This is a genomic window from Methylomarinovum caldicuralii (assembly GCF_033126985.1).
Classification (GTDB): domain Bacteria; phylum Pseudomonadota; class Gammaproteobacteria; order Methylococcales; family Methylothermaceae; genus Methylohalobius; species Methylohalobius caldicuralii.
The window spans coordinates 2,663,991-2,682,669 of sequence record NZ_AP024714.1 but is presented as its reverse complement, the minus strand read 5'-3'; the positions used below and the strand labels follow the sequence as shown (position 1 = coordinate 2,682,669).

19 protein-coding genes are annotated in these 18,679 nt (G+C 67.8%); 16 read left to right on the top strand and 3 right to left on the bottom strand.

Annotated elements, in window-relative coordinates; genetic code table 11:
• Positions 1 to 7: 7 nt before the first annotated feature.
• Genes casB through cas3 form a run of 3 tightly spaced genes read right to left on the bottom strand, consistent with a single transcriptional unit; the run spans position 8 to position 4,860 of the window.
• Positions 8 to 526, bottom strand: coding sequence for a type I-E CRISPR-associated protein Cse2/CasB (gene casB / locus MCIT9_RS13540; RefSeq protein WP_317705398.1), 519 nt, complete (start codon positions 524 to 526; stop codon positions 8 to 10).
• Complete coding sequence (gene casA, locus MCIT9_RS13535) at positions 523 to 2,166, bottom strand: type I-E CRISPR-associated protein Cse1/CasA (protein ID WP_317705397.1); 1,644 nt, start codon at positions 2,164 to 2,166, stop codon at positions 523 to 525. Before casA ends, casB begins: the two co-directional genes overlap by 4 nt.
• A 3-nt stretch (positions 2,167 to 2,169) precedes the next feature.
• On the bottom strand, positions 2,170 to 4,860 hold the full coding sequence (cas3, locus tag MCIT9_RS13530) for a CRISPR-associated helicase Cas3' (protein WP_317705396.1): 2,691 nt from the start codon (positions 4,858 to 4,860) through the stop codon (positions 2,170 to 2,172).
• Positions 4,861 to 4,939: 79 nt separating this feature from the next.
• Between cas3 and MCIT9_RS13525 the strand changes: the two genes are divergently transcribed.
• From MCIT9_RS13525 to MCIT9_RS13450, 16 genes are all read left to right on the top strand, one after another.
• A complete protein-coding gene (locus MCIT9_RS13525; protein WP_317705395.1) occupies positions 4,940 to 5,833 on the top strand; it encodes a ketopantoate reductase family protein in 894 nt (297 codons plus the stop codon).
• Positions 5,809 to 7,752, top strand: coding sequence for a DNA repair helicase YoaA (gene yoaA / locus MCIT9_RS13520; RefSeq protein WP_317705394.1), 1,944 nt, complete (start codon positions 5,809 to 5,811; stop codon positions 7,750 to 7,752). The genes MCIT9_RS13525 and yoaA overlap by 25 nt, the downstream gene beginning before the upstream one ends.
• On the top strand, positions 7,749 to 8,432 hold the full coding sequence (gene tsaB, locus MCIT9_RS13515; RefSeq protein ID WP_317705393.1) for a tRNA (adenosine(37)-N6)-threonylcarbamoyltransferase complex dimerization subunit type 1 TsaB: 684 nt from the start codon (positions 7,749 to 7,751) through the stop codon (positions 8,430 to 8,432). Before yoaA ends, tsaB begins: the two co-directional genes overlap by 4 nt.
• Before the next feature lie 109 nt (positions 8,433 to 8,541).
• Entirely contained in the window at positions 8,542 to 9,171 is a 630-nt protein-coding gene (locus tag MCIT9_RS13510) for an L-threonylcarbamoyladenylate synthase (protein WP_317706752.1), read from the top strand.
• Between the two features lie 18 nt (positions 9,172 to 9,189).
• Positions 9,190 to 9,840 carry a site-2 protease family protein gene (locus MCIT9_RS13505; RefSeq protein ID WP_317705392.1) on the top strand — a complete coding sequence of 217 codons (651 nt, stop codon included), beginning with the start codon at positions 9,190 to 9,192 and terminating at the stop codon, positions 9,838 to 9,840.
• A complete protein-coding gene (locus MCIT9_RS13500) occupies positions 9,837 to 10,616 on the top strand; it encodes a segregation and condensation protein A (protein WP_317705391.1) in 780 nt (259 codons plus the stop codon). The genes MCIT9_RS13505 and MCIT9_RS13500 overlap by 4 nt, the downstream gene beginning before the upstream one ends.
• Positions 10,613 to 11,158: an SMC-Scp complex subunit ScpB gene (scpB, locus tag MCIT9_RS13495; RefSeq protein ID WP_317705390.1), complete on the top strand. Its 546-nt coding sequence runs from the start codon at positions 10,613 to 10,615 to the stop codon at positions 11,156 to 11,158. The genes MCIT9_RS13500 and scpB overlap by 4 nt, the downstream gene beginning before the upstream one ends.
• On the top strand, positions 11,121 to 11,918 hold the full coding sequence (gene rluB / locus MCIT9_RS13490) for a 23S rRNA pseudouridine(2605) synthase RluB (protein ID WP_317705389.1): 798 nt from the start codon (positions 11,121 to 11,123) through the stop codon (positions 11,916 to 11,918). Before scpB ends, rluB begins: the two co-directional genes overlap by 38 nt.
• A complete protein-coding gene (locus MCIT9_RS13485; RefSeq protein ID WP_317705388.1) occupies positions 11,915 to 12,394 on the top strand; it encodes a hypothetical protein in 480 nt (159 codons plus the stop codon). The genes rluB and MCIT9_RS13485 overlap by 4 nt, the downstream gene beginning before the upstream one ends.
• A gap of 143 nt (positions 12,395 to 12,537) precedes the next feature.
• Entirely contained in the window at positions 12,538 to 13,368 is an 831-nt protein-coding gene (gene truA / locus MCIT9_RS13480; RefSeq protein ID WP_317705387.1) for a tRNA pseudouridine(38-40) synthase TruA, read from the top strand.
• A complete protein-coding gene (locus MCIT9_RS13475; protein ID WP_317705386.1) occupies positions 13,349 to 13,978 on the top strand; it encodes a phosphoribosylanthranilate isomerase in 630 nt (209 codons plus the stop codon). Before truA ends, MCIT9_RS13475 begins: the two co-directional genes overlap by 20 nt.
• Positions 13,962 to 15,182 carry a tryptophan synthase subunit beta gene (trpB, locus tag MCIT9_RS13470; RefSeq protein WP_317705385.1) on the top strand — a complete coding sequence of 407 codons (1,221 nt, stop codon included), beginning with the start codon at positions 13,962 to 13,964 and terminating at the stop codon, positions 15,180 to 15,182. The genes MCIT9_RS13475 and trpB overlap by 17 nt, the downstream gene beginning before the upstream one ends.
• On the top strand, positions 15,179 to 16,000 hold the full coding sequence (gene trpA / locus MCIT9_RS13465; protein ID WP_317705384.1) for a tryptophan synthase subunit alpha: 822 nt from the start codon (positions 15,179 to 15,181) through the stop codon (positions 15,998 to 16,000). Before trpB ends, trpA begins: the two co-directional genes overlap by 4 nt.
• The gene (accD, locus tag MCIT9_RS13460) at positions 15,997 to 16,950 is read left to right on the top strand and encodes an acetyl-CoA carboxylase, carboxyltransferase subunit beta (protein ID WP_422880184.1); all 954 of its coding nucleotides are present in this window, start codon (positions 15,997 to 15,999) and stop codon (positions 16,948 to 16,950) included. Before trpA ends, accD begins: the two co-directional genes overlap by 4 nt.
• Positions 16,934 to 18,223, top strand: coding sequence for a bifunctional tetrahydrofolate synthase/dihydrofolate synthase (gene folC, locus MCIT9_RS13455; protein ID WP_317705383.1), 1,290 nt, complete (start codon positions 16,934 to 16,936; stop codon positions 18,221 to 18,223). Before accD ends, folC begins: the two co-directional genes overlap by 17 nt.
• Positions 18,207 to 18,635, top strand: a complete 429-nt coding sequence (locus MCIT9_RS13450; RefSeq protein WP_317705382.1) for an SPOR domain-containing protein — start codon at positions 18,207 to 18,209, stop codon at positions 18,633 to 18,635. Before folC ends, MCIT9_RS13450 begins: the two co-directional genes overlap by 17 nt.
• The last annotated feature ends 44 nt before the right edge of the window (positions 18,636 to 18,679 follow it).

The window sequence follows — 18,679 nt, the reverse complement described above, 5'->3', positions numbered from 1 at the left end:
TTGTGAATCAGGCGGTTTTCGGCAGTTTGGGAAAATAGGCAAAGGCCCATTGCTTCTGAATACCCGGCCCCCACCAGAACAGGCTCTCGGCCAGCTCGAAGAGATTGGCCTGATGGTCCAGCAGGGCCAGAATGCGGATCATGGGGCGGTAGAGGTCATGGCGAGGGGTGCGCAGCAGGCGACGGAAGCGCAGCTCAGACACAACAGGCCGGTCGCCTTTGAGGCGCGCCATGCGTTCCGGCAGCGGGGTGGCATCCTCGAGAATGGCATGACGGGCATCCGGATCGAGATGGGCGGCCAGTCCCGCGATGGGCGGGATGCGTTCGATCCAGCCACGATGCTGAGCGACATCGGTGTCCCGGAGCCGGGTCACCAGCTGGACGGTGGACGGAATCAGGACGGCGTCATCGGCTGATCGGGCCCGGCGCAGTTCGGCGCGGTCGCCGCGATTGTCCGCCAGCGCAAGCCACCATTCACGCAGGACGTTCCCGGCCGGGTTGTCCGGGGCAAAGGTTCGTTCTCTCATGCTGCTTTCTCCTTGGGTTTTTTGGGCAGGGTGAGGATCCTGGCGAGCCTGGCGCCGTAGAGCTGTTTGCGCAGGTTGTCGCAGGCCCGGGCCACGCGGGCCGGATCGGCAAAGGCGATCTCATCGCTGCCGGTCCATTCGTCGAACAGTTCCAGGGCCGCGCGCGTGAGGGTGGCGTGCCAGCCTTGCAGCACTTCAGGATCCTTGCCTTGCGCGAGGGCGTCGATCAGCCGGGGCAGGCAGGCGTAGAAGTCGGCCTCGGTGTGCTGGTAGAAGCCGTCGGCAAGGAAGCCGACATCCTCCTTCACGTCGCCCGGGCGTTTGAACCAGGCCTCCTTGACCTGCCTTTTCAGCAGGCCGGCCACGTATTCGGCCGCCTCGATCAGCTGGGCCACCCGCTTGGTGAAGTCGGGGCGGATTTCCTCCGGCACCCGGTAGAGCGGCAGGATGGCCTCGTACCAGCAGCGCGGCTTCATGTTGTCCATGTCGTAGCCGAAGGCCCAGAGGCGGAACTGCTCCTCCGGCAGTTTCTTGCGCTGGAATTCCCGTACCACGATGGCCGGGGTGAGACGCTTTTGGCCTTCCGGTTCCTCGTAGATCAGTCCGATCCAGTGGCGGTAGGTGATGCCACCGGGCTGGGGATGTAAAGGCAAGGGTTTACCTTCGCTTCGTTCCACATAAGGGGTCATGGGATGGCGCCAGGCACCGGCGTAGTTGATGCCGTAGTTGAGGGTGACATAGCGCAGCAGCAGCCGGTCCCGGCGGCCGCACAGGTCGCAGTCGCCTTCCTTGGTGTCCCCGAAGTCGAGGCGGATGCGCCGCGGCATGGCCCAGTACATTTGATAGGGGTGGGCGTCCTCCGGGGTGACGCTCTGGCCCTTCTCACTGGTACGGGTGGGGGCGAGCCAGGGGAAGATGTGCTCGGGGCCGGACAGCTTTGGGTTGCCGGTCAGGGGCACGGTCTGCGGCAGCACGTTGAGCCAGAGGTGGTGCCACAGGGTGTCGGGCAGGCAGCTGCCTTCCGGGTCCAGGGCTACCAGGGTGGTGAGCGCACCTTGCCCCGGGCTGTATTTCCCCGCATTTTTTTCCTTGTTTGTCGACCTGATGGAACTCATCTGCCCCTTTCCCCCTGCCGGCGCATTGATCTGCAGGGTGAACAGGGCGGTGACAGCGCAGGCCGGGCACAGGGCTTCCACATGACCGCGCTTGACGAAGTGGTCGGCGTTGTTCTCCAGGGTGTTTTCGGTGGGTGCGTCGATGAACAGCCATTCGATGGGTTTGGTGGCATTTTTCAGTTTCTGCCCCGTGAGCGACTTTTCCAAGGCCTCGTAATCCTGCATGAAGCGCGGTCCTTCGCCGTCCACCTCGAAGGCATCGTGATAGCGGGCGAAGGCCTGATCCAGCGCTGCCACCAGCGGCGGCTGCTCCAGCCGGTCCTCCCATTCGCCGTCGTCTATTGGGGCATAACAGGTCTGCAGCAGGCCGATGAGAAACTGGGCCAGCGCCCCATTGAAGTCGGCCCGGGGGCTGTCCAGCGCCACCGGCGGGTTGTCCGAATCGGCGATCTCGGCCGGGCGGATGAGGGTGCGGCTGCCGTCGCTGCGGCGGACGGGGATCCAGGGCGTGTCGAGCAGATTCATGGGTTACTCCTTGAAGGCGAGGCCGGTTGTCTGAGAATAGATGACTGTCCGGTTTCGGACTTGTTCACTCTGAACCTGTCCCTCCCAGAACTTGTCTTCAACGCAGTTCAGAGCGATCACGACACCCCATTTCCCCTTGCCGGGCAGACCTTCCTTGAGTTTCTGCCAGCCTTCCGGGGAAACGCCATCGGGTATCACTTCATGATAGGCCAGGGCCCGGCGCAAAATAAGGCTGCTTTCCAGCCAGACTTCCGGCGCGGCGCTGTCGCTGTGCAGCGGCAGCAGGCGGCCTTCGGTCAGGCGCGCCAGCCAGACGGTGGTAGTCGGCTCACCCAGGCGGGTGGGTGCAATGTCTTCGTCGAGCCAGGGGCCTTCCAGGCGATAACCCTGCTCCAGCGGCAGGGCCTTGTCCTCGGCGATACTACTCTTGCCGCGGTACAGGCCGTCGGCTTCCAGAGCCTTGGCCTGAAGCGCTTCGGGGAAGTCCTCGAACGGGTCCGTGTCATACACACCCTCGATCAGAAAACGGGCGTCACCGGGCATGGCAAAGCCCTGTCGTTCCCGCAGCAGTTTCATCCCCAGCCACAGGTGGGCGTCTTCGGCTTCGTATACCGCCGCCGTGCCGGGCAGGGCCTGGCGCAGCCAGTCGGCGGCCGGGTCGTCGTCCCAAGGGGGAGCCTGCACGGTGAGCTTCGGGGCGCCGCGCCGGTCCGGGGCATCGGGGGTGTAGCGGCCTTCGGCGTCGCGGGGGTGGCGCTGGAGGCGGCCGGCGCGCTGGACCAGCAGGTCGATGGGGGCCAGATCCGAGATCAGCACGTCGAAGTCCAGGTCCAGGGACTGTTCCACCACCTGGGTGGCGATGAGAACCCGCCCGCGGCGTTCGGCAGGCCCGGAACGCTTGCCGAAATTCCGTAAAACCCATTGCTCGACGGCCATCCGGTCGTGGAGGGTGAAGCGGGCGTGGAACAGGTCCAGCTTCCAGTCCGGATGTTTCTGGACCAGCTGCTCGAAGCGCCGGCGGGCATCGTCCACCGTGTTGCAGATCCAGCAGGCGCAGCATCCCCGGGCGACGGCGTCGGCCAGGACGGCTTCGGCCTGAGCCTCACTCTCGATGAAATCGACCGCCACCCGTCGCGCCACCTCAGGCCGGGTCTGCAGGGGCCGGATGCTGATGCCGTTCTGGTCGAAGACGGTGGCGAGAGGATAGGCATCGCAGGGTTCCGTCTCGCAGATTTCGTGTCCCAGTCCCTCCGCGAACGCCCGGATCAGGGCGGCTTTCTGCCTGTGAGGCAGGGTGGCCGAAAGCAGCACCGCACTGCCTCCGGCTCTGGCGTGGGCGCGGAGCAAATGTTGCAGCAGGCGATTCATGTAGGCGTCGCAGGCGTGGACCTCGTCGGCGATCAGCACCTTGTCCAGCAGGCCGAGCAGGCGCAGCGACTGGTGACGGGAGGCGAGGACGGCCAGCAGGGCCTGGTCGATGGTGCCAACCCCCACCTCCGCCAGCAGGGCCTTCTTGCGGTTGTCGGCCAGCCAGGCGCTGCATCGGTTTGCGGCTGCCTCGGTGCCGTCACCGTAGTCGTCCTCCGGACCGGGCAGTGGCAGCAGGTGTCCGCGCACCAGCTCGGCACGGCTGTGGGCCAGCACCAGGGAAGGGTGGCTACCGCGTGCGAACAGACGGCGGTACACCGGCGGCCTGCCGCCTCCTAGGCGCTGGTACATGCCGTTGGCGGTGGCCATGGTGGGTAAACCAAAGTACAGCCCGCCGCCGCCTTGCACTTGCAGCAGCCGCTGGGCCAGCAGCAGCGCGGCCTCGGTCTTGCCGGCGCCGGTGACGTCCTCAAGGATAAACAGGCTGGGGCCGGAGCCGAGTGCAACGGTCTCCGCCCAACGCTGCAACGGGGTGGGCTTCAGGTTTGCGGGCGGGTCGGCGAAACAGTCGGCCAGGGTGAAACGTCCAGATGGGGGGTCCGGATTCAGGCCGGCGGCCTCGACGGCCTTTTCCGCCTGTTTCAGGGCGCGTTCCCAGTAATGGCAAAGCGGCAGGATCTCCTCGCAGTAGGGAAAGAACCCGGCGTTGGAGCCGAGCCAGTCGGCCAGTACGGTCAGGCCCGCCAGCCACCAGGTGGCCTCGGGCGGAAGTGCCATGTCCGGCAGAGATTCTGCTCCGGCCAGTTCCAGAACTGCCTTGGAGAAGGCCTCGGCAGCGGAGATGTCCTCGTCCTCGAAGTGGTCCCGGAGCAGTCCATTGATACTTTCTCCGGGTGGCTGGCCGTGATGGCCGGTGACCACCCGCATCCAGGCATCGGCATTACCAGGCGTCCGCCGTCGCACACTGCGCCTGGAGCAAGACGAGATGAGACGTTCCCGCCATAACACGTAACCCAGGGTGTCATGGCGGGTCCCGTAGCCCTTGTCACTCTTGCACCCCCGCATCTTTTCGAGCAGGTCGGGGCGCAGGTTCTGGAACGCGGTGGCGAACTTGCCCAGGTCGTGGAGCGGGAAAAAGACCTTCAGGGCGAGCAGCAGGGTGCTGTCGTCCATTCCGGTCAGTTCCGCCAGCCGCCGGCGCCAGCGCGGCAGCCGTTTCAGCAGCATCACGCCGCAGGCGGCCACATCCAGACAGTGATAGGGCAGCAGGTGGCAGCTTTTCTCCTCACCGGCCTTGCCCCAATAACGATAGAAAGGTGCCGGCATTTCAAACTCCATGCCCATGGTTTGCAGTGGGATTATAATTCGGGAACGGTTCGAAACCCGACCCGGAGAGCTTGTTCCGATGACCTCATCCTGCCGCGATCCCCTCGTCTCCGGCGCCGACCGGTGCCTCCGGCTGAAAGCCCCGGTGGTCATCGTCGGTCTCGGGGAGCTGGGCGGCGAATTCGCCAAGGGCTTTCTTCGCCTGGGGCATCCGGTGGTTCCGGTGCTGCGGGGCATGGATCCCGGGGAGGTGGCCGAGGCGGTGCCCGGGCCGGAACTGGTGCTGGTGACGGTGGCGGAAGGCGATCTGCACCCGACGCTGGCGCAAATCCCGCCGCGCTGGCGCGACCGCCTGGTCCTGGTGCAGAACGAACTGACGCCGGCCGACTGGCGACGCCACGGGCTGGAGAACGTCACGGTGGCACTGGTCTGGTTCGAGAAGAAGCCGGGTCAGGCGCTGACTGACATCCTGTTCACTCCGGTGTATGGTCCCAAGGCGGACCGGATCATCGAAGCCCTGGAGCGGCTGAAGGTCAAGACCCGTCTGCTTCGGCGCGAAGATGAGCTGATCTTTGAGCTGGCGCGCAAGAGCCTGTACATCCTGACCCTCAACATCGCCGCTCTGGCAGTGGATACGACCGTCGGGGAATTGTGGCATCGGCACCAGGATCTGGTAGGCCGGGTGGCGGCGGAGGTGCTGACGGTGCTGGAGCGCCGCTTCGGCCGGCCGCTGCCGCGCGAGGCGCTGATCGAGGCGATGGCCGAGGGAATCGCCGACTGCCCGGACCGCCGCGCCCGCGGCCGTCGGGCCGGGGAGCGCCTGGCGCGGGTGCTGGCGGAGGCGCGGCAGGCGGGGATCGAGGTTCCGGTTCTGGCATCCGTTGCGGAGACGGCGCAGTCCCCTGAGCGGAGCGGTTGTGGTACAGTGATGCCCTTTGCCCCGCAGCCATGTCCCGATCCAGGCAAGCCTTAGAAACCGCCGCGTCCGCCCTGGGCGCATGGTTCGCCCAGGGCGGGCTGCTGTCGCGGATCATCGACGGCTACACCCCCCGCGCCGCCCAGGTGGAAATGGCCGAGGCGGTGGCCGAAACCCTCGACAAGGGGGGTGTTCTGGTGGCCGAGGCCGGCACCGGCACCGGTAAGACCTTCGCCTATCTGCTGCCGGCGCTGCTGTCGGGCAGGCAGGTCGTCGTGGCCACCGGCAGCCGCAATCTCCAGGACCAGTTGTTCGGCCGCGACCTGCCGGTGCTGCAGCGTTCCCTCGGGCGGCCGCTGCGGGTGGTCCAGCTCAAGGGGCGGGGCAACTATCTGTGCCATTACCGCCTGCAACAGGCCCTGGAAGGCCGGCTCCTGCACGACGAGGCCGAGCGCGAGGCGCTGCTGAGCGTGCGCCGCTGGCTGGACACCACGGCGGTGGGTGACATCGCCGAGCTGGCCGAGCTGCCGGAGGACTGGTGGGGCTGGCAGCGCCTGACCTCCACCGAAGACAGCTGCCTGGGGCAGGACTGTCCTTTCATCGCCGACTGTTTCCTGCTCAAAGCCCGGCGCCGGGCGCTGGAGGCCGATCTGGTGGTGGTCAACCATCATCTCCTGTGCGCCGACTGGGCCCTGCGCCAGGAAGGCTACGGCGCGCTGCTGCCGGAGGCCGATGCGGTGATCGTGGACGAGGCCCATCAGTTCGCCGCCACCGCGGCCCACTTCCTGGGCGAAACCCTGAGCGCCCGCCAGCTGCAGGAACTGCTGCGCGACACGGTCACCGAGCTGCGACAGGCCAAAACGGCCGCCCCGGCCCTGCGCCAGGCCCAGACGGAACTGCAGCAGGCGTTACAGCGGACGCTGGCGCTCCTGGGGACCGCGCCGTCCAGGGGCGCTGCCGAAGACTTGCCCGGGCAGTCGCACACGGCGCTGGCCGGCCTGGCCGGGACATTGGCCGGTCTGGTCGAGACCCTGGCGCCCCTGGCCGGCGCCAGCCAGGGGCTGGGGCATTGCTATCAGCGCGCCGAGCGTCAGCTGGCGCGGCTGCAAAGCTGGCTCGAAGGCGAACGCGAGGGCTGGGTGCGCTGGTTCGAGACCGGTTCCCGGCGCTTCGCCCTCCATGCCACGCCGCTGGCGGTGGGGGCGTCCTTCGCCGCCTACCGGGCGCGGTTCGAGGCGGCCTGGATTTTCACGTCCGCCACCCTGAGCGTGGCCGGCGGGTTCGACCATTTTCTCGGCCAGCTGGGACTGAGTTCAGGCGAGGTACGCTGCCGTATCTGGCCCAGTCCCTTCGACTACCCCCGCCAGGCGCTGCTTTATCTGCCGCCGGGCCTGCCGCCGCCGGCGGCGCCGGACTACACCCGGCGCATGATCGCCGCCGTCCGTCCCGTCCTGGAGGCCAGCGGCGGGCGGGCTTTCCTGCTGTTCACCAGCCACCGGGCCCTGAATGAGGCCGCCAAGCTGCTCGAGGACCTGCCGTTTCCCTTGCTGGTGCAGGGGCGCGCTCCCAAGGCGGTGCTGCTGGCGCGGTTCCGCGAGCTGGGCAACGCGGTGCTGCTGGGGACCGCCAGTTTCTGGGAAGGGGTGGACGTGCGCGGTTCGGCGCTCTCGTGCGTCATCATCGACAAGCTGCCCTTCACGTCGCCGGGCGACCCGGTCTGCCAGGCCCGGCTTGCCAGTCTGCGCGCCCGCGGGTACGATCCCTTCCCCGCCTGGCAGCTGCCGGCGGCGGTGATCGCCCTCAAGCAGGGCGCCGGGCGCCTGATTCGCGGCGCCGAGGACCGGGGGGTGCTGGTGCTGTGCGATCCCCGTCTGACCATGCGGGGTTATGGCAAGGTCTTCCTCGACAGCCTGCCGCCGATGCCGCGAACCCGGGAGTTGCAGGCCGTGCGACGTTTCTTTGGTGAACCGACGTGAAGATTCTGGCCCTTGAGACCGCCACCGAAGCCTGTTCCGCCGCCCTGTATCGCGACGGCCGGGTCTGTGAACGCTTCGAGGTGGCCCCGCGCCGCCACGCCGACCGGATTCTGCCGATGATGAGCGAGCTGCTGGAGGAAGCCGGTCTGACGCTGCGGGACCTCGATGCCCTGGCGTTCGGGCGCGGGCCGGGCGCATTCACGGGGCTGCGGATCGCCGCCGGGGTGGCCCAGGGGACGGCCCTGGGTGCCGGGTTGGCGGTGGTGCCGGTCTCGACCGTGGCGGCGCTGGCGGCCGAAGCGCTGGCGCAGACGCCGGTGGAATACGCCGTGGCGGCTCTGGACGCCCGCATGGGGGAAGTGTACTGGGGCGTGTACCGACGCGGCGAGGCCGGGCCGGTGCTCGTCGGCCGCGAACAGGTCGTCGATCCCCAGCGAGCGCCGCTGCCGGACGATCTGAGCGAGGCGGTGGCCGTCGGTCCCGGCTGGTCGGCCTACGGTGCGGTGCTGCGCCGCCGGTTCGGCGACCGGCTGCGCACCATCTGGCCCCGGCGCCTGCCGCGGGCGGCCTGGATCGCCCGGCTGGCGGCCATGGCCGACCCCGACACCCAATGGCTGCCACCGGAGCGGGCGCTGCCGGTATATCTGCGCGATCAGGTGGCCAATCGCGCCAAGGCGTAATTCGCGGTGTCCAGCCCGGGCCGTAAATGGTAGGCTATAGCGCCGAATCGCACGCCTGTCCCGGCCTTGCGTGCGGCCGGGATGGCGAGACAGGTTTTTTATGACGGATATGGCCCAGTACTTCGAGATCCATCCTGACAACCCCCAGCCCCGCCTGATCCGGCGGGCGGTGGAAATCCTGCAACGGGGCGGCGTCATCGTCTGGCCCACCGATTCCTCTTATGCGCTTGCCTGCCGCATCGACGACAAGAAGGCCCTCGAGCGCATCCGCCGGATCCGCCAGCTGGGCGAGAAACACCAGTTTTCCCTGGTCTGCCGCGATCTGGCCCAGGTCGGCCAGTTCGTCCGTCTCAGCAACGAGGCCCACCGCCTCATCAAGGCGCTCACCCCCGGCCCGTACACCTTCATCCTCAAAGCCACCCACGAGGTGCCGCGCCGCCTGCAGCATCCCAGCCGCAAGACCATCGGCATCCGTATTCCCGATCACCCGGTGGCCCAGGCGCTGCTGGCGGCGCTGGACGAGCCCTTGTTCAGCACCACCCTGATCCTCCCCGGTGAGGAGACGGCGTTGGCGGACCCTTACGAAATCCGCCAGCGCCTGGAAAAGCAGGTGGACCTGATTCTCGACGCCGGCATCGTGCCCTACGAGCCGACCACGGTGATCGACCTGACCGGAGGGGTTCCCGAGATCCGCCGCGAAGGCAAAGGTTATGAGCGGCTCGAAGCCCTGCTGCGTTAACGGATGATGACCTGATCTATGGAAGAACTGACCCTGGCCCAGAAGCTCGCCGTCTGGGTGCTGCCCATTCTGTTCGCCATCACCCTGCACGAAGTGGCCCACGGCTGGGTGGCCTGGCTGCTGGGGGACGACACCGCCAAACGCCTGGGGCGGCTGTCCCTCAACCCGCTCCATCACGTGGACATCGTCGGCACCGTGGTGGTGCCGCTGGCGATGCTGCTGCTGGGTGGCTTCATCTTCGGCTGGGCCAAACCGGTGCCGGTGGACTTCGGCCGCCTGCGCCATCCCAAGCGCGACATGGCCCTGGTGGCCCTGGCCGGTCCCGGCGCCAACCTGCTCATGGCGCTTGGATGGACACTGCTGGCGCGGTTTGGGGTGTTTTTGGAAATGGCCTACGTGTCGGTGCCGCTCATCTACATGGGCGCGGCGGGGATTTTCTTCAACCTGGTGTTGATGGTCCTGAACCTGCTTCCAGTCCCGCCGCTGGACGGCGGCCGGGTGCTGGTCGGCATCCTGCCGCACCGCTGGGCGGCGTGGGTGGCCCAGCTCGAGCCTTACGGCATGCCGATCCTGCTGCTGCTGCTCATCACCGGGGCGCTGGGGAAAATCCTGGGGCCGGTCATCTTCACGCTCCAGGGGTTCTTCTTCTCTCTCGCCGGGCTGTCGTGAGCGAGGCGACGATCCTGGCCCGGGTCCGAGGCGCGCCGGTGGTGGAGCTGCCGGAGAATCTCTACATCCCCCCGGACGCGCTGCGGGTCATCCTCGAGGAAACCTTCGAAGGGCCGCTGGACCTGCTGCTGTATCTGATCCGGCGGCAGAATCTGGATATCATGGCGGTTTCCATCACCCGGGTGACCGAGCAGTATCTGCAATACATCGGCCTGATGGAGCGCCTCAAAATAGAGCTGGCGGCCGAATACCTGCTCATGGCCGCCTGGCTGGCGGAGATCAAATCGCGCCTGCTGCTGCCGAAGCCGGAAACCGAAGGCGAGGACGAGGAAGACCCCCGCGCCGAACTGGTGCGGCGCCTGCAGGAATACGAGCGCATCAAGCAGGCAGCGCAGGAGCTGGACGCTCTGCCGCGTCTGGGCCGGGACCTGTTTCCCGCGGTGCTGGCCGCCGATCTGCCGCCCCGCCCGCCGGCCCTGCCGCAGCTCACCCTGGAGCAACTGGCAGAAGCCTTCCGCCAGGTGCTCGACCGGGCCGAAAAACGGCAAAGCCACACCGTCCCCCCCGAAACCCTGTCGGTGCGCGAACGCATGAGCCAGGTGCTGGCCCGGTTGCGCAAGGATGCGGCGGTGGCGCTGGAAAGCCTGTTCGATCTGCGTGAGGGCCGCGCCGGTCTGGTGGTGACTTTCCTGGCCTTGCTGGAGCTGTGCAAGGAGGGATTGGTGGAAGTGCTCCAGAGCGAACCTCTGGCGCCGATCCGGGTCCAAGCCCGATGACGCTGAAGCAGATCGTCGAGGCGCTGCTGCTGGCCTCGCCTGAGCCCCTGGACGACAAGCAGTTGCAGGCCTTACTGGCCGACGAGGGCGCCACCCGGGTGGACCTTGCCGAGGTGCTGGGTCGGCTGCAGGCCGAATGCCAAGACCGTCCCCTGGAACTGGTGCGGGTGGCCAGCGGCTGGCGCTATCAGGTGCGGCGCGACTACGCCCCCTGGGTGCAGCGCCTGTTTCCCCAGAAGGCGGGCCGCTATTCCCGCGCCATGCTGGAAACCCTGGCCATCATCGCCTACCGCCAGCCGGTGAGCCGCGGCGACATCGAGGCCATCCGCGGGGTGGCGGTCAGCAGCCAGATCATCCGCACTCTGGAGGCGCGGGAGTGGATCCGCATCGTCGGCCACAAGGAGGTCCCGGGACGCCCGGCTCTGTATGCCACCACCCGACGCTTCCTCGACGATTTCAATCTGCAGCGCCTCGAACAACTGCCCCCTTTACCTGTGGAAGACGATGACGAAACCGAGACCGAACCGCCCGCCGGCACCTGACCGCGACGCCGTCGCCCGCCACGACGGCGAGCGGCTGCAGAAAGTGCTGGCCCATGCCGGCCTCGGCAGCCGGCGCCAGATCGAGCAGTGGATCCGCGACGGCGAGGTGCAGATCAACAACCGCCCCGCCCGCCTCGGCGATCGTTGGCGCGTGGGCGACAAGGTCAAGGTGCGCGGCAGGCCGCTCAACCTCGACCGCCGCCTGGGGGCGCGGACCCGGGTGTTGCTCTACCACAAACCGGTGGGGGAGGTGGTCACCCGCCGCGATCCCGAAGGCCGGCCCACGGTGTTCGAACGCCTGCCGAAGCTGCCCAAGGGCCGCTGGGTGACGGTGGGACGCCTCGACATCAACACCGAGGGACTGTTGCTGTTGACCAATGACGGAGAGCTGGCCAACCGCCTGATGCATCCGTCCCGGGAACTGGAGCGGGAATACGCGGTGCGGGTTTACGGCCGGGTGAGCGACGAGATGCTGGAAAAGCTCCAACGCGGTGTCGAACTGGAAGACGGCCCGGCCCGTTTCGAAACCCTCGAGGCGGCGGGCGGCGAGGGGGCCAACACTTGGTATAAGGTGACCCTGAAGGAAGGCCGCAACCGCATCGTCCGCCGCCTGTGGGAAGCGGTGGGGGCGACGGTGAGCCGGTTGATCCGGGTGCGTTACGGCCCGGTGGCCCTGCCGCCGGGACTCAAGGCCGGCCGCTTCGTGGAACTGACGCCGAAGGAAGTCGCGCGCCTGGAGGCCGAGCTTGAACAGGCATGAACCACATGGAAAAGCTGGTGCGCCAGTTCTATGCCTGGCGTGGCTACATCGTCCGCGGCAACGTTCGCGTCGGTGCCCTGACCCATGGCGGCTGGGCCGGGGAGCTGGACATCGTCGCCCACCATCCCCACAGCGGTCATCTGATCCATCTGGAGCCGTCCATCGACGCCCACACCTGGGAGGAACGTGAACGCCGCTTCCGCCGCAAGTTCGAGGCCGGCCGCCGCTATGTCCACGCCGAAGTCTTCCCCTGGCTCGATCCGGCCACGCCCCTGGAACAGGTGGCGATCCTGGTTTCCGCCACCCGCCGGGAGCTGGGGGGCGGCCGGGTGATAGCCATCGACGAGTTCATGGAAACGGTGAGGGAGGCGGTGATCCGGCGCGGGCCGATGTGCCGCAGCGCCATTCCGGAGGAATACGACTTGCTCAGGACCCTGCAGTTGGCGTTGTGCGGCTATCGGCGGGTGTTGGTGTGAGTGAGGCGGTGGGTGCGGGTGTCCGTCTTCAGGGCGTACCCGGCCCGGATGGCCGGGTTCCGAGCGTACAGGGAAGTATTCACAGCGTCCCAGAAGACGGACACCCGCACCCGCCTAATGTGGAACGGGGATAAGCAGGCAGAATGCGGATTGCGCTGAAACTGGAATACGACGGCAGCCGTTATGCGGGCTGGCAGTATCAGTCCCACAGCCCTTCGGTGCAGGAGGCGGTGGAACGGGCGCTCGCCTTCGTCGCCGCCGCGCCGGTGCGGGTGGTGGCCGCCGGTCGCACCGACGCCGGGGTGCACGCCTGGGAGCAGATCGTCCATTTCGACACCGAAGCCGTGCGCCCCGAACGGGCCTGGGTGCAGGGAACCAACACCCGCCTGGCGGACGACATCCGCGTTCTGTGGGCCAAACCGGTACCCGGCGACTTCCACGCCCAGCGCCAGGCCCTGGCGCGCTGGTACCGCTACTGCATCTGCAACCGCCCGGTGGCCCCGGCCCTGGGGGGGACCCAGCTCACCTGGTGCCACCGGCCATTGGACGAGGCAAGGATGCAGCAGGCGGCCGAACGGCTGCTGGGGGAGCACGACTTTTCCTCCTTCCGCGGCCCCTACTGCCAGTCCAAAAGCCCGTACCGGCGGGTCTATCTGCTGGAGGTAAGGCGCTGCGGCGACGAGGTGGTCATCGACATCGTCGCCAATGCCTTCCTTCACAACATGGTGCGCAACATCGCCGGGGTGCTGATGGCGGTCGGCAGCGGCAAACGTCCGGTGGACTGGGTGTCCGAGGTGCTGGTGGCCCGCGACCGCCGCGCCGGCGGCGTCACCGCTCCGCCGCACGGTTTGTATTTCGCCGGAATCTGGTACCCTGACAGGTTCGGCCTGCCGCGCCAGCCGATCTTCGCGCGGCTGCCGCAAAATATCCAACGGGTGGAAAAGGAGCGGGAATTTGACCAGGACTCGGGTTAAAATTTGCGGGTTTACGCGCCCCGACGATGCCGTCGCGGCGGCCCGGCTGGGGGTGGACGCCGTCGGCCTGGTGTTCCATCCTCAAAGTCCGCGCCACGTGAGCGTCGAGCGGGCCCGGGAGATCGCCTCGGCGTTGCCGGCCTTCGTCACCGCGGTGGGGCTGTTCGTCGATGCCCAGCCGAAAGTGATCGAACAGGTGTTGGCGCAGGTGCCGCTGGGGCTGTTGCAGTTCCACGGCCACGAGCCGCCCGAGGCGTGCCGCCGTTATGGGCGGCCCTACATCAAGGCCATCCGCATGGCGGCGGACGTGGACCTGGAGCGGGAGGCGGCGCGCTATCACGACAGTTGCGGCCTGCTGGTGGATACCTGGCACCCGGTCGCTGCCGGCGGCACCGGCGAGCGTTTCGACTGGGCGCGGATTCCGGGCGACCTGCCGCTGCCGGTGATTCTGGCCGGGGGGCTCGCGCCGGACAATGTGGCGGCGGCGATCAGGCAGGTCCGACCCTGGGCGGTGGACGTCAGCTCCGGGGTGGAAAGCGCGAAGGGAATTAAAGATCCGGCCAGGATGGCGGCATTCATACGAGAGGTCAGACATGGCGACAGCACCTGAACATTTGCACACCTACCAACTGCCTGACGGGCGCGGCCATTTCGGCCCCTACGGCGGCATCTTCGTGGCCGAAACCCTGATGTATCCGTTGGAGGAACTGAAGGCGGCCTATGAGAAGTATCTGAAAGACCCGGATTTTCTCGCCGAGCTCGACCGTGACCTGAGCGACTATGTGGGCCGGCCTTCGCCGCTCTACCACGCCGAGCGCTGGAGCCGGGAACTGGGCGGGGCGCAGATTTACCTCAAGCGCGAGGATCTCAACCACACCGGCGCCCACAAGGTCAACAACACCATCGGCCAGGCGCTTTTGGCCAAGCGCATGGGCAAACGGCGGGTGATCGCCGAGACCGGCGCGGGCCAGCACGGCGTGGCCACCGCCACCGTCGCCGCCCGCTTGGGTTTGGAATGCGTGGTCTACATGGGTGAGGTGGACGTGGAGCGGCAGAAACTCAACGTCTACCGGATGTCGCTTCTGGGGGCGGAGGTGCGGCCGGTGTCCTCCGGCTCCAAGACCTTGAAGGACGCCCTCAACGAGGCCCTGCGCGACTGGGTCACCAACGTGGACGATACCTTTTACATCATCGGCACCGTCGCCGGCCCCCATCCGTATCCGGCCATGGTGCGCGACTTCCAGGCGGTCATCGGCCGCGAGGCCAGGCGCCAGATCGTCGAGAAGTCCGGCCGTCTGCCCGACGCCCTGGTGGCCTGCGTCGGCGGCGGCTCCAACGCCATCGGCCTGTTCTATCCCTTCATCGAGGACGAACAGGTGGCCCTGTACGGGGTCGAGGCCGCCGGGCTGGGCATCGACACCGGCAAGCATTCCGCGCCCCTGTGCGCCGGCCGTCCCGGGGTGCTGCACGGCAACCGCACCTACCTGATGGAGGACGACGACGGCCAGATCATCGAGACCCACTCCATCTCCGCCGGTCTCGACTATCCCGGCGTCGGCCCGGAACACGCCTGGCTCAAGGACAGCGGGCGGGCCACCTACGTCAGCGTCACCGACGACGAGGCCCTGGAGGCGTTCCACAGCCTCACCCGCATCGAGGGCATCATGCCGGCGCTGGAATCCAGCCACGCCCTGGCCTATGCCATGAAGCTGGCGCCGCAGATGGACCGGGACCAGATCATGATCGTCAACGTCTCCGGCCGCGGGGACAAGGACATCCACACCGTCGCCGCCCGGGAGGGGCTGAAGCTGTGAGCCGCATTCAAGCAAAGTTCGACCAGTTGCGTCAGGAAGGCCGCAAGGCCCTGATTCCCTTCATCACCGCCGGCGATCCCGAGCCGGGCTTCACCGTGCCGCTGCTGCACCGGATGGTCGAAGCCGGCGCCGACATCCTGGAGCTGGGAGTGCCATTCTCCGATCCCATGGCCGACGGCCCGGTGATCCAGCGCGCCTCCGAGCGCGCCCTGAGGCACAAGACCTCGCTGCGCCAAGTGCTCGGCATGGTGGCCGAGTTCCGCCGCAAGGACGCCGAAACCCCCATCGTCCTGATGGGCTATCTCAATCCCATCGAGTGCCTGGGCTACCGCGCCTTTGTGGACAGGGCCAAAGCGGCCGGGGTGGACGGGGTGCTGACCGTGGATCTGCCGGTGGAGGAAGCCCGCGACGAGATGCTGCCACTGCTGTACCAGGCCGGCATCGATCCCATCTTCCTGCTCGCCCCCACCAGTCCGCCCCAGCGCATCGAACAGGCCGACGCGGCCGGGCGCGGCTATCTCTACTACGTCTCCCTCAAGGGGGTGACCGGCGCCGGCCATCTGGACCTGGAAGACGTGGCCCGCAAGGTGGCGGCGATCAAGGCCCTGGCACAATTGCCGGTGGGCGTCGGTTTCGGGGTCAAGGACGCCGGGACCGCCGCGCAGATGGCGCGCCTGGCCGACGCGGTGGTGGTGGGCAGCGCCCTGGTGCGCCGGGTCGAGGAGAACCTTGGCGATCCGGCCCGCATCGAGGCGGAGATCACCGCGCTGCTGGCGGCGATGCGGCAGGCGATGGATCGGGAGGTGGCCGCGGCATGAGCTGGTTTCAGAAACTGGTCCCGGCCCGCATCCGCACCGAGGGCAACCGCAAGAGCGCGGTGCCGGAAGGCTTGTGGAGCAAGTGCCCGGCCTGCAGCGCGATCCTCTACAAGGCCGAGCTGGAGCGCAACCTGGAGGTGTGCCCCAAGTGCAACCACCACATGCGCATCGGCGGCCGCAAGCGGCTGGATGCGTTCCTCGACCCGGAGGGGCGCGAGGAGATCGGCGCCGAACTGAGATCCGCCGACCCGCTCAAATTCAAGGACACCAAGAAGTACAAGGACCGCCTCGCCCAGGCCCAGAAGGCCACCGGCGAGAGCGACGCCCTGATCGTCATGCGCGGCCTGCTCAAGGGCCAGGCGCTGGTGGCGGCGGCCTTCGACTTCCATTTCATGGGGGGGTCCATGGGGTCGGTAGTGGGTGAGCGCTTCGTCCGCGGCGTGAACCGTGCACTGGAGGAGAAGATCCCCCTGGTGGTCTTCAGCGCCAGCGGCGGGGCCCGGATGCAGGAATCTCTGCTGTCCCTGTTCCAGATGGCCAAGACCTCGGCGGCCCTGGCGCGGCTGGGGGCGGCCGGGCTGCCGTTCGTCTCGGTGATGACCGACCCCACCATGGGCGGGGTGTCGGCCAGCCTGGCGATGCTGGGGGATCTGAACCTCGCCGAGCCCGGGGCCCTGATCGGCTTTGCCGGCCCCCGGGTGATCGAGCAGACCGTGCGCGAGAAACTGCCGGAAGGCTTCCAGCGCAGCGAATTTCTGCTGGAACACGGGGCTCTGGACATGATCGTCGATCGCCGCGACCTGCGCGACGTAATCGCCAGCCTGCTGGCGCTGCTGGCCCATGCCGCTCAGCCTGCGGATGTCCGGAATCCTGTCGATGCCAGCGATGAAATCGGTCTGGATTCGGCCGTCGTCCCCCAGGCAGGCACCTCGGGTGACGGGGAAGACTGACACCCGCCGCACCCTGGCGGACTGGCTCGCCTGGCAGCAGTCCCTGCACCCCCGGCCCATTGATCTGGGCCTGGCGCGGGTGCGGCAGGTGTTCGCGCGCCTGCAGCCCGGCTATCGGCCGCCGTTGACCCTCACCGTCGGCGGCACCAACGGCAAGGGTTCGTGCATCGCGCTGCTCGACGCCGTTCTGCGGGCCCAGGGACTGCGGGTCGGCGCCTATACCTCGCCGCACCTGCTGCGTTACAACGAGCGTATCCGCATCGACGGCCGCGAGGCCGGGGACGGGGACATCTGCGAAGCCTTCGCCCGCATCGAGGCGGTGCGAGACGGAGTCAGCCTCAGTTTCTTCGAGTTCGCCACCCTGGCGGCGCTGGATCTGTTCGCCCGCGCCGGGGTGGACGTCCAGCTGCTCGAAGTGGGGCTGGGGGGGCGGCTGGATGCAGTCAATCTGATCGACGCCGATGCGGTGCTCGTCACCAGCATCGACATCGACCACAAGGAATGGCTGGGGGAGGACCGCGACAGCATCGGCCGGGAAAAGGCTGGTATTCTCAGGGCGGGGCGTCCGGCGGTGGTGGGGGACCGCGATCCGCCCCGCAGCCTGGTGCTGCGGGCCCGGGAACTGGGGGCGCGGCTGCATTGTCTGGGACGGGATTTCGATCACCGCAGGCAAACGGATGGCTGGTGTTGGCAGGGCTGGGACGGCGAACTGGACGGTCTGCCGCTGCCGGCTTTGCCGGGGAGGCAGCAGCTGGACAACGCCGCGGCGGTGATCGCGGTGCTCCGCTGCCTGGCCCCCCGCCTGGCCGTCTCCACGGCAGCGCTGCACCAGGGTCTGGCCACGGTCCGGTTGCCGGGGCGGTATCAGCTGCTTCCGGGTACGCCCGAGCGGCTGCTGGACGTGGCCCACAACCCCCAGGCTGCGGCCCTGCTGGCCGAGCACCTGCGCCGGAACTGGCCCGGAAGGCGCGTGTTGGCCCTGTTCACCGCCATGGCGGACAAGGACATCGAAGGCATGCTGACCCGGATGGGCGAGGTGGTGGACGTCTGGGCCCTGGCGCCGCTGGCCGGAAATCCCCGGGCGGCCTCATCCGAGCGCCTGCTGACCGCCTTCGAGCGGGCGGGGCTGCCCCGGCCGTTGCACGGTTTCTCCACGGTCGCAGCCGCCCTGGACGCTCTGGAAAGCATGGCCGGGGCGGAGGATCTGATCGTGGTGTTCGGTTCGTTTTTCCTGGTTGCCGAATTGCTGGCCGGCGATGGATCTGCAGCTTAAACGCCGTCTGGTCGGTGGCGCCGTGCTGGTATTTCTGGCGGTCATCTTTCTGCCGATGCTGTTCGAGGACGGGCTGCGTTCACCCTCACCGTTCGACCGCACCATGCCGGAGCCCCCGGCGCCGGGCGAGGCGCCGGCGCGGATCGTGGTGCCGGACCGCCCCCATCTTCCCCTGTCGTCCGGCTGGGCGGTGCAGGTCGGCAGCTTCAGCAGCGCCGCCAATGCCGATGCCCTGGTCGCCCGTCTGCGCCAGGCGGGGTTTCCTGCCTATGTCGCCCGGCTCGATCGTGCCGGGGAATCCCTGTACCGGGTTCGCGTCGGTCCGGTCTTGCGTAGGGAAGAAGCCGAAACCCTTGCCCGCCGCCTGAGAGAACGCTTCGGCCTCAAAGGCTTCGTCGTTTCCCACCCCTGATTCGTTTTTTCCACGGCTGTGGTCACAGTCCTGTCATGGGATTG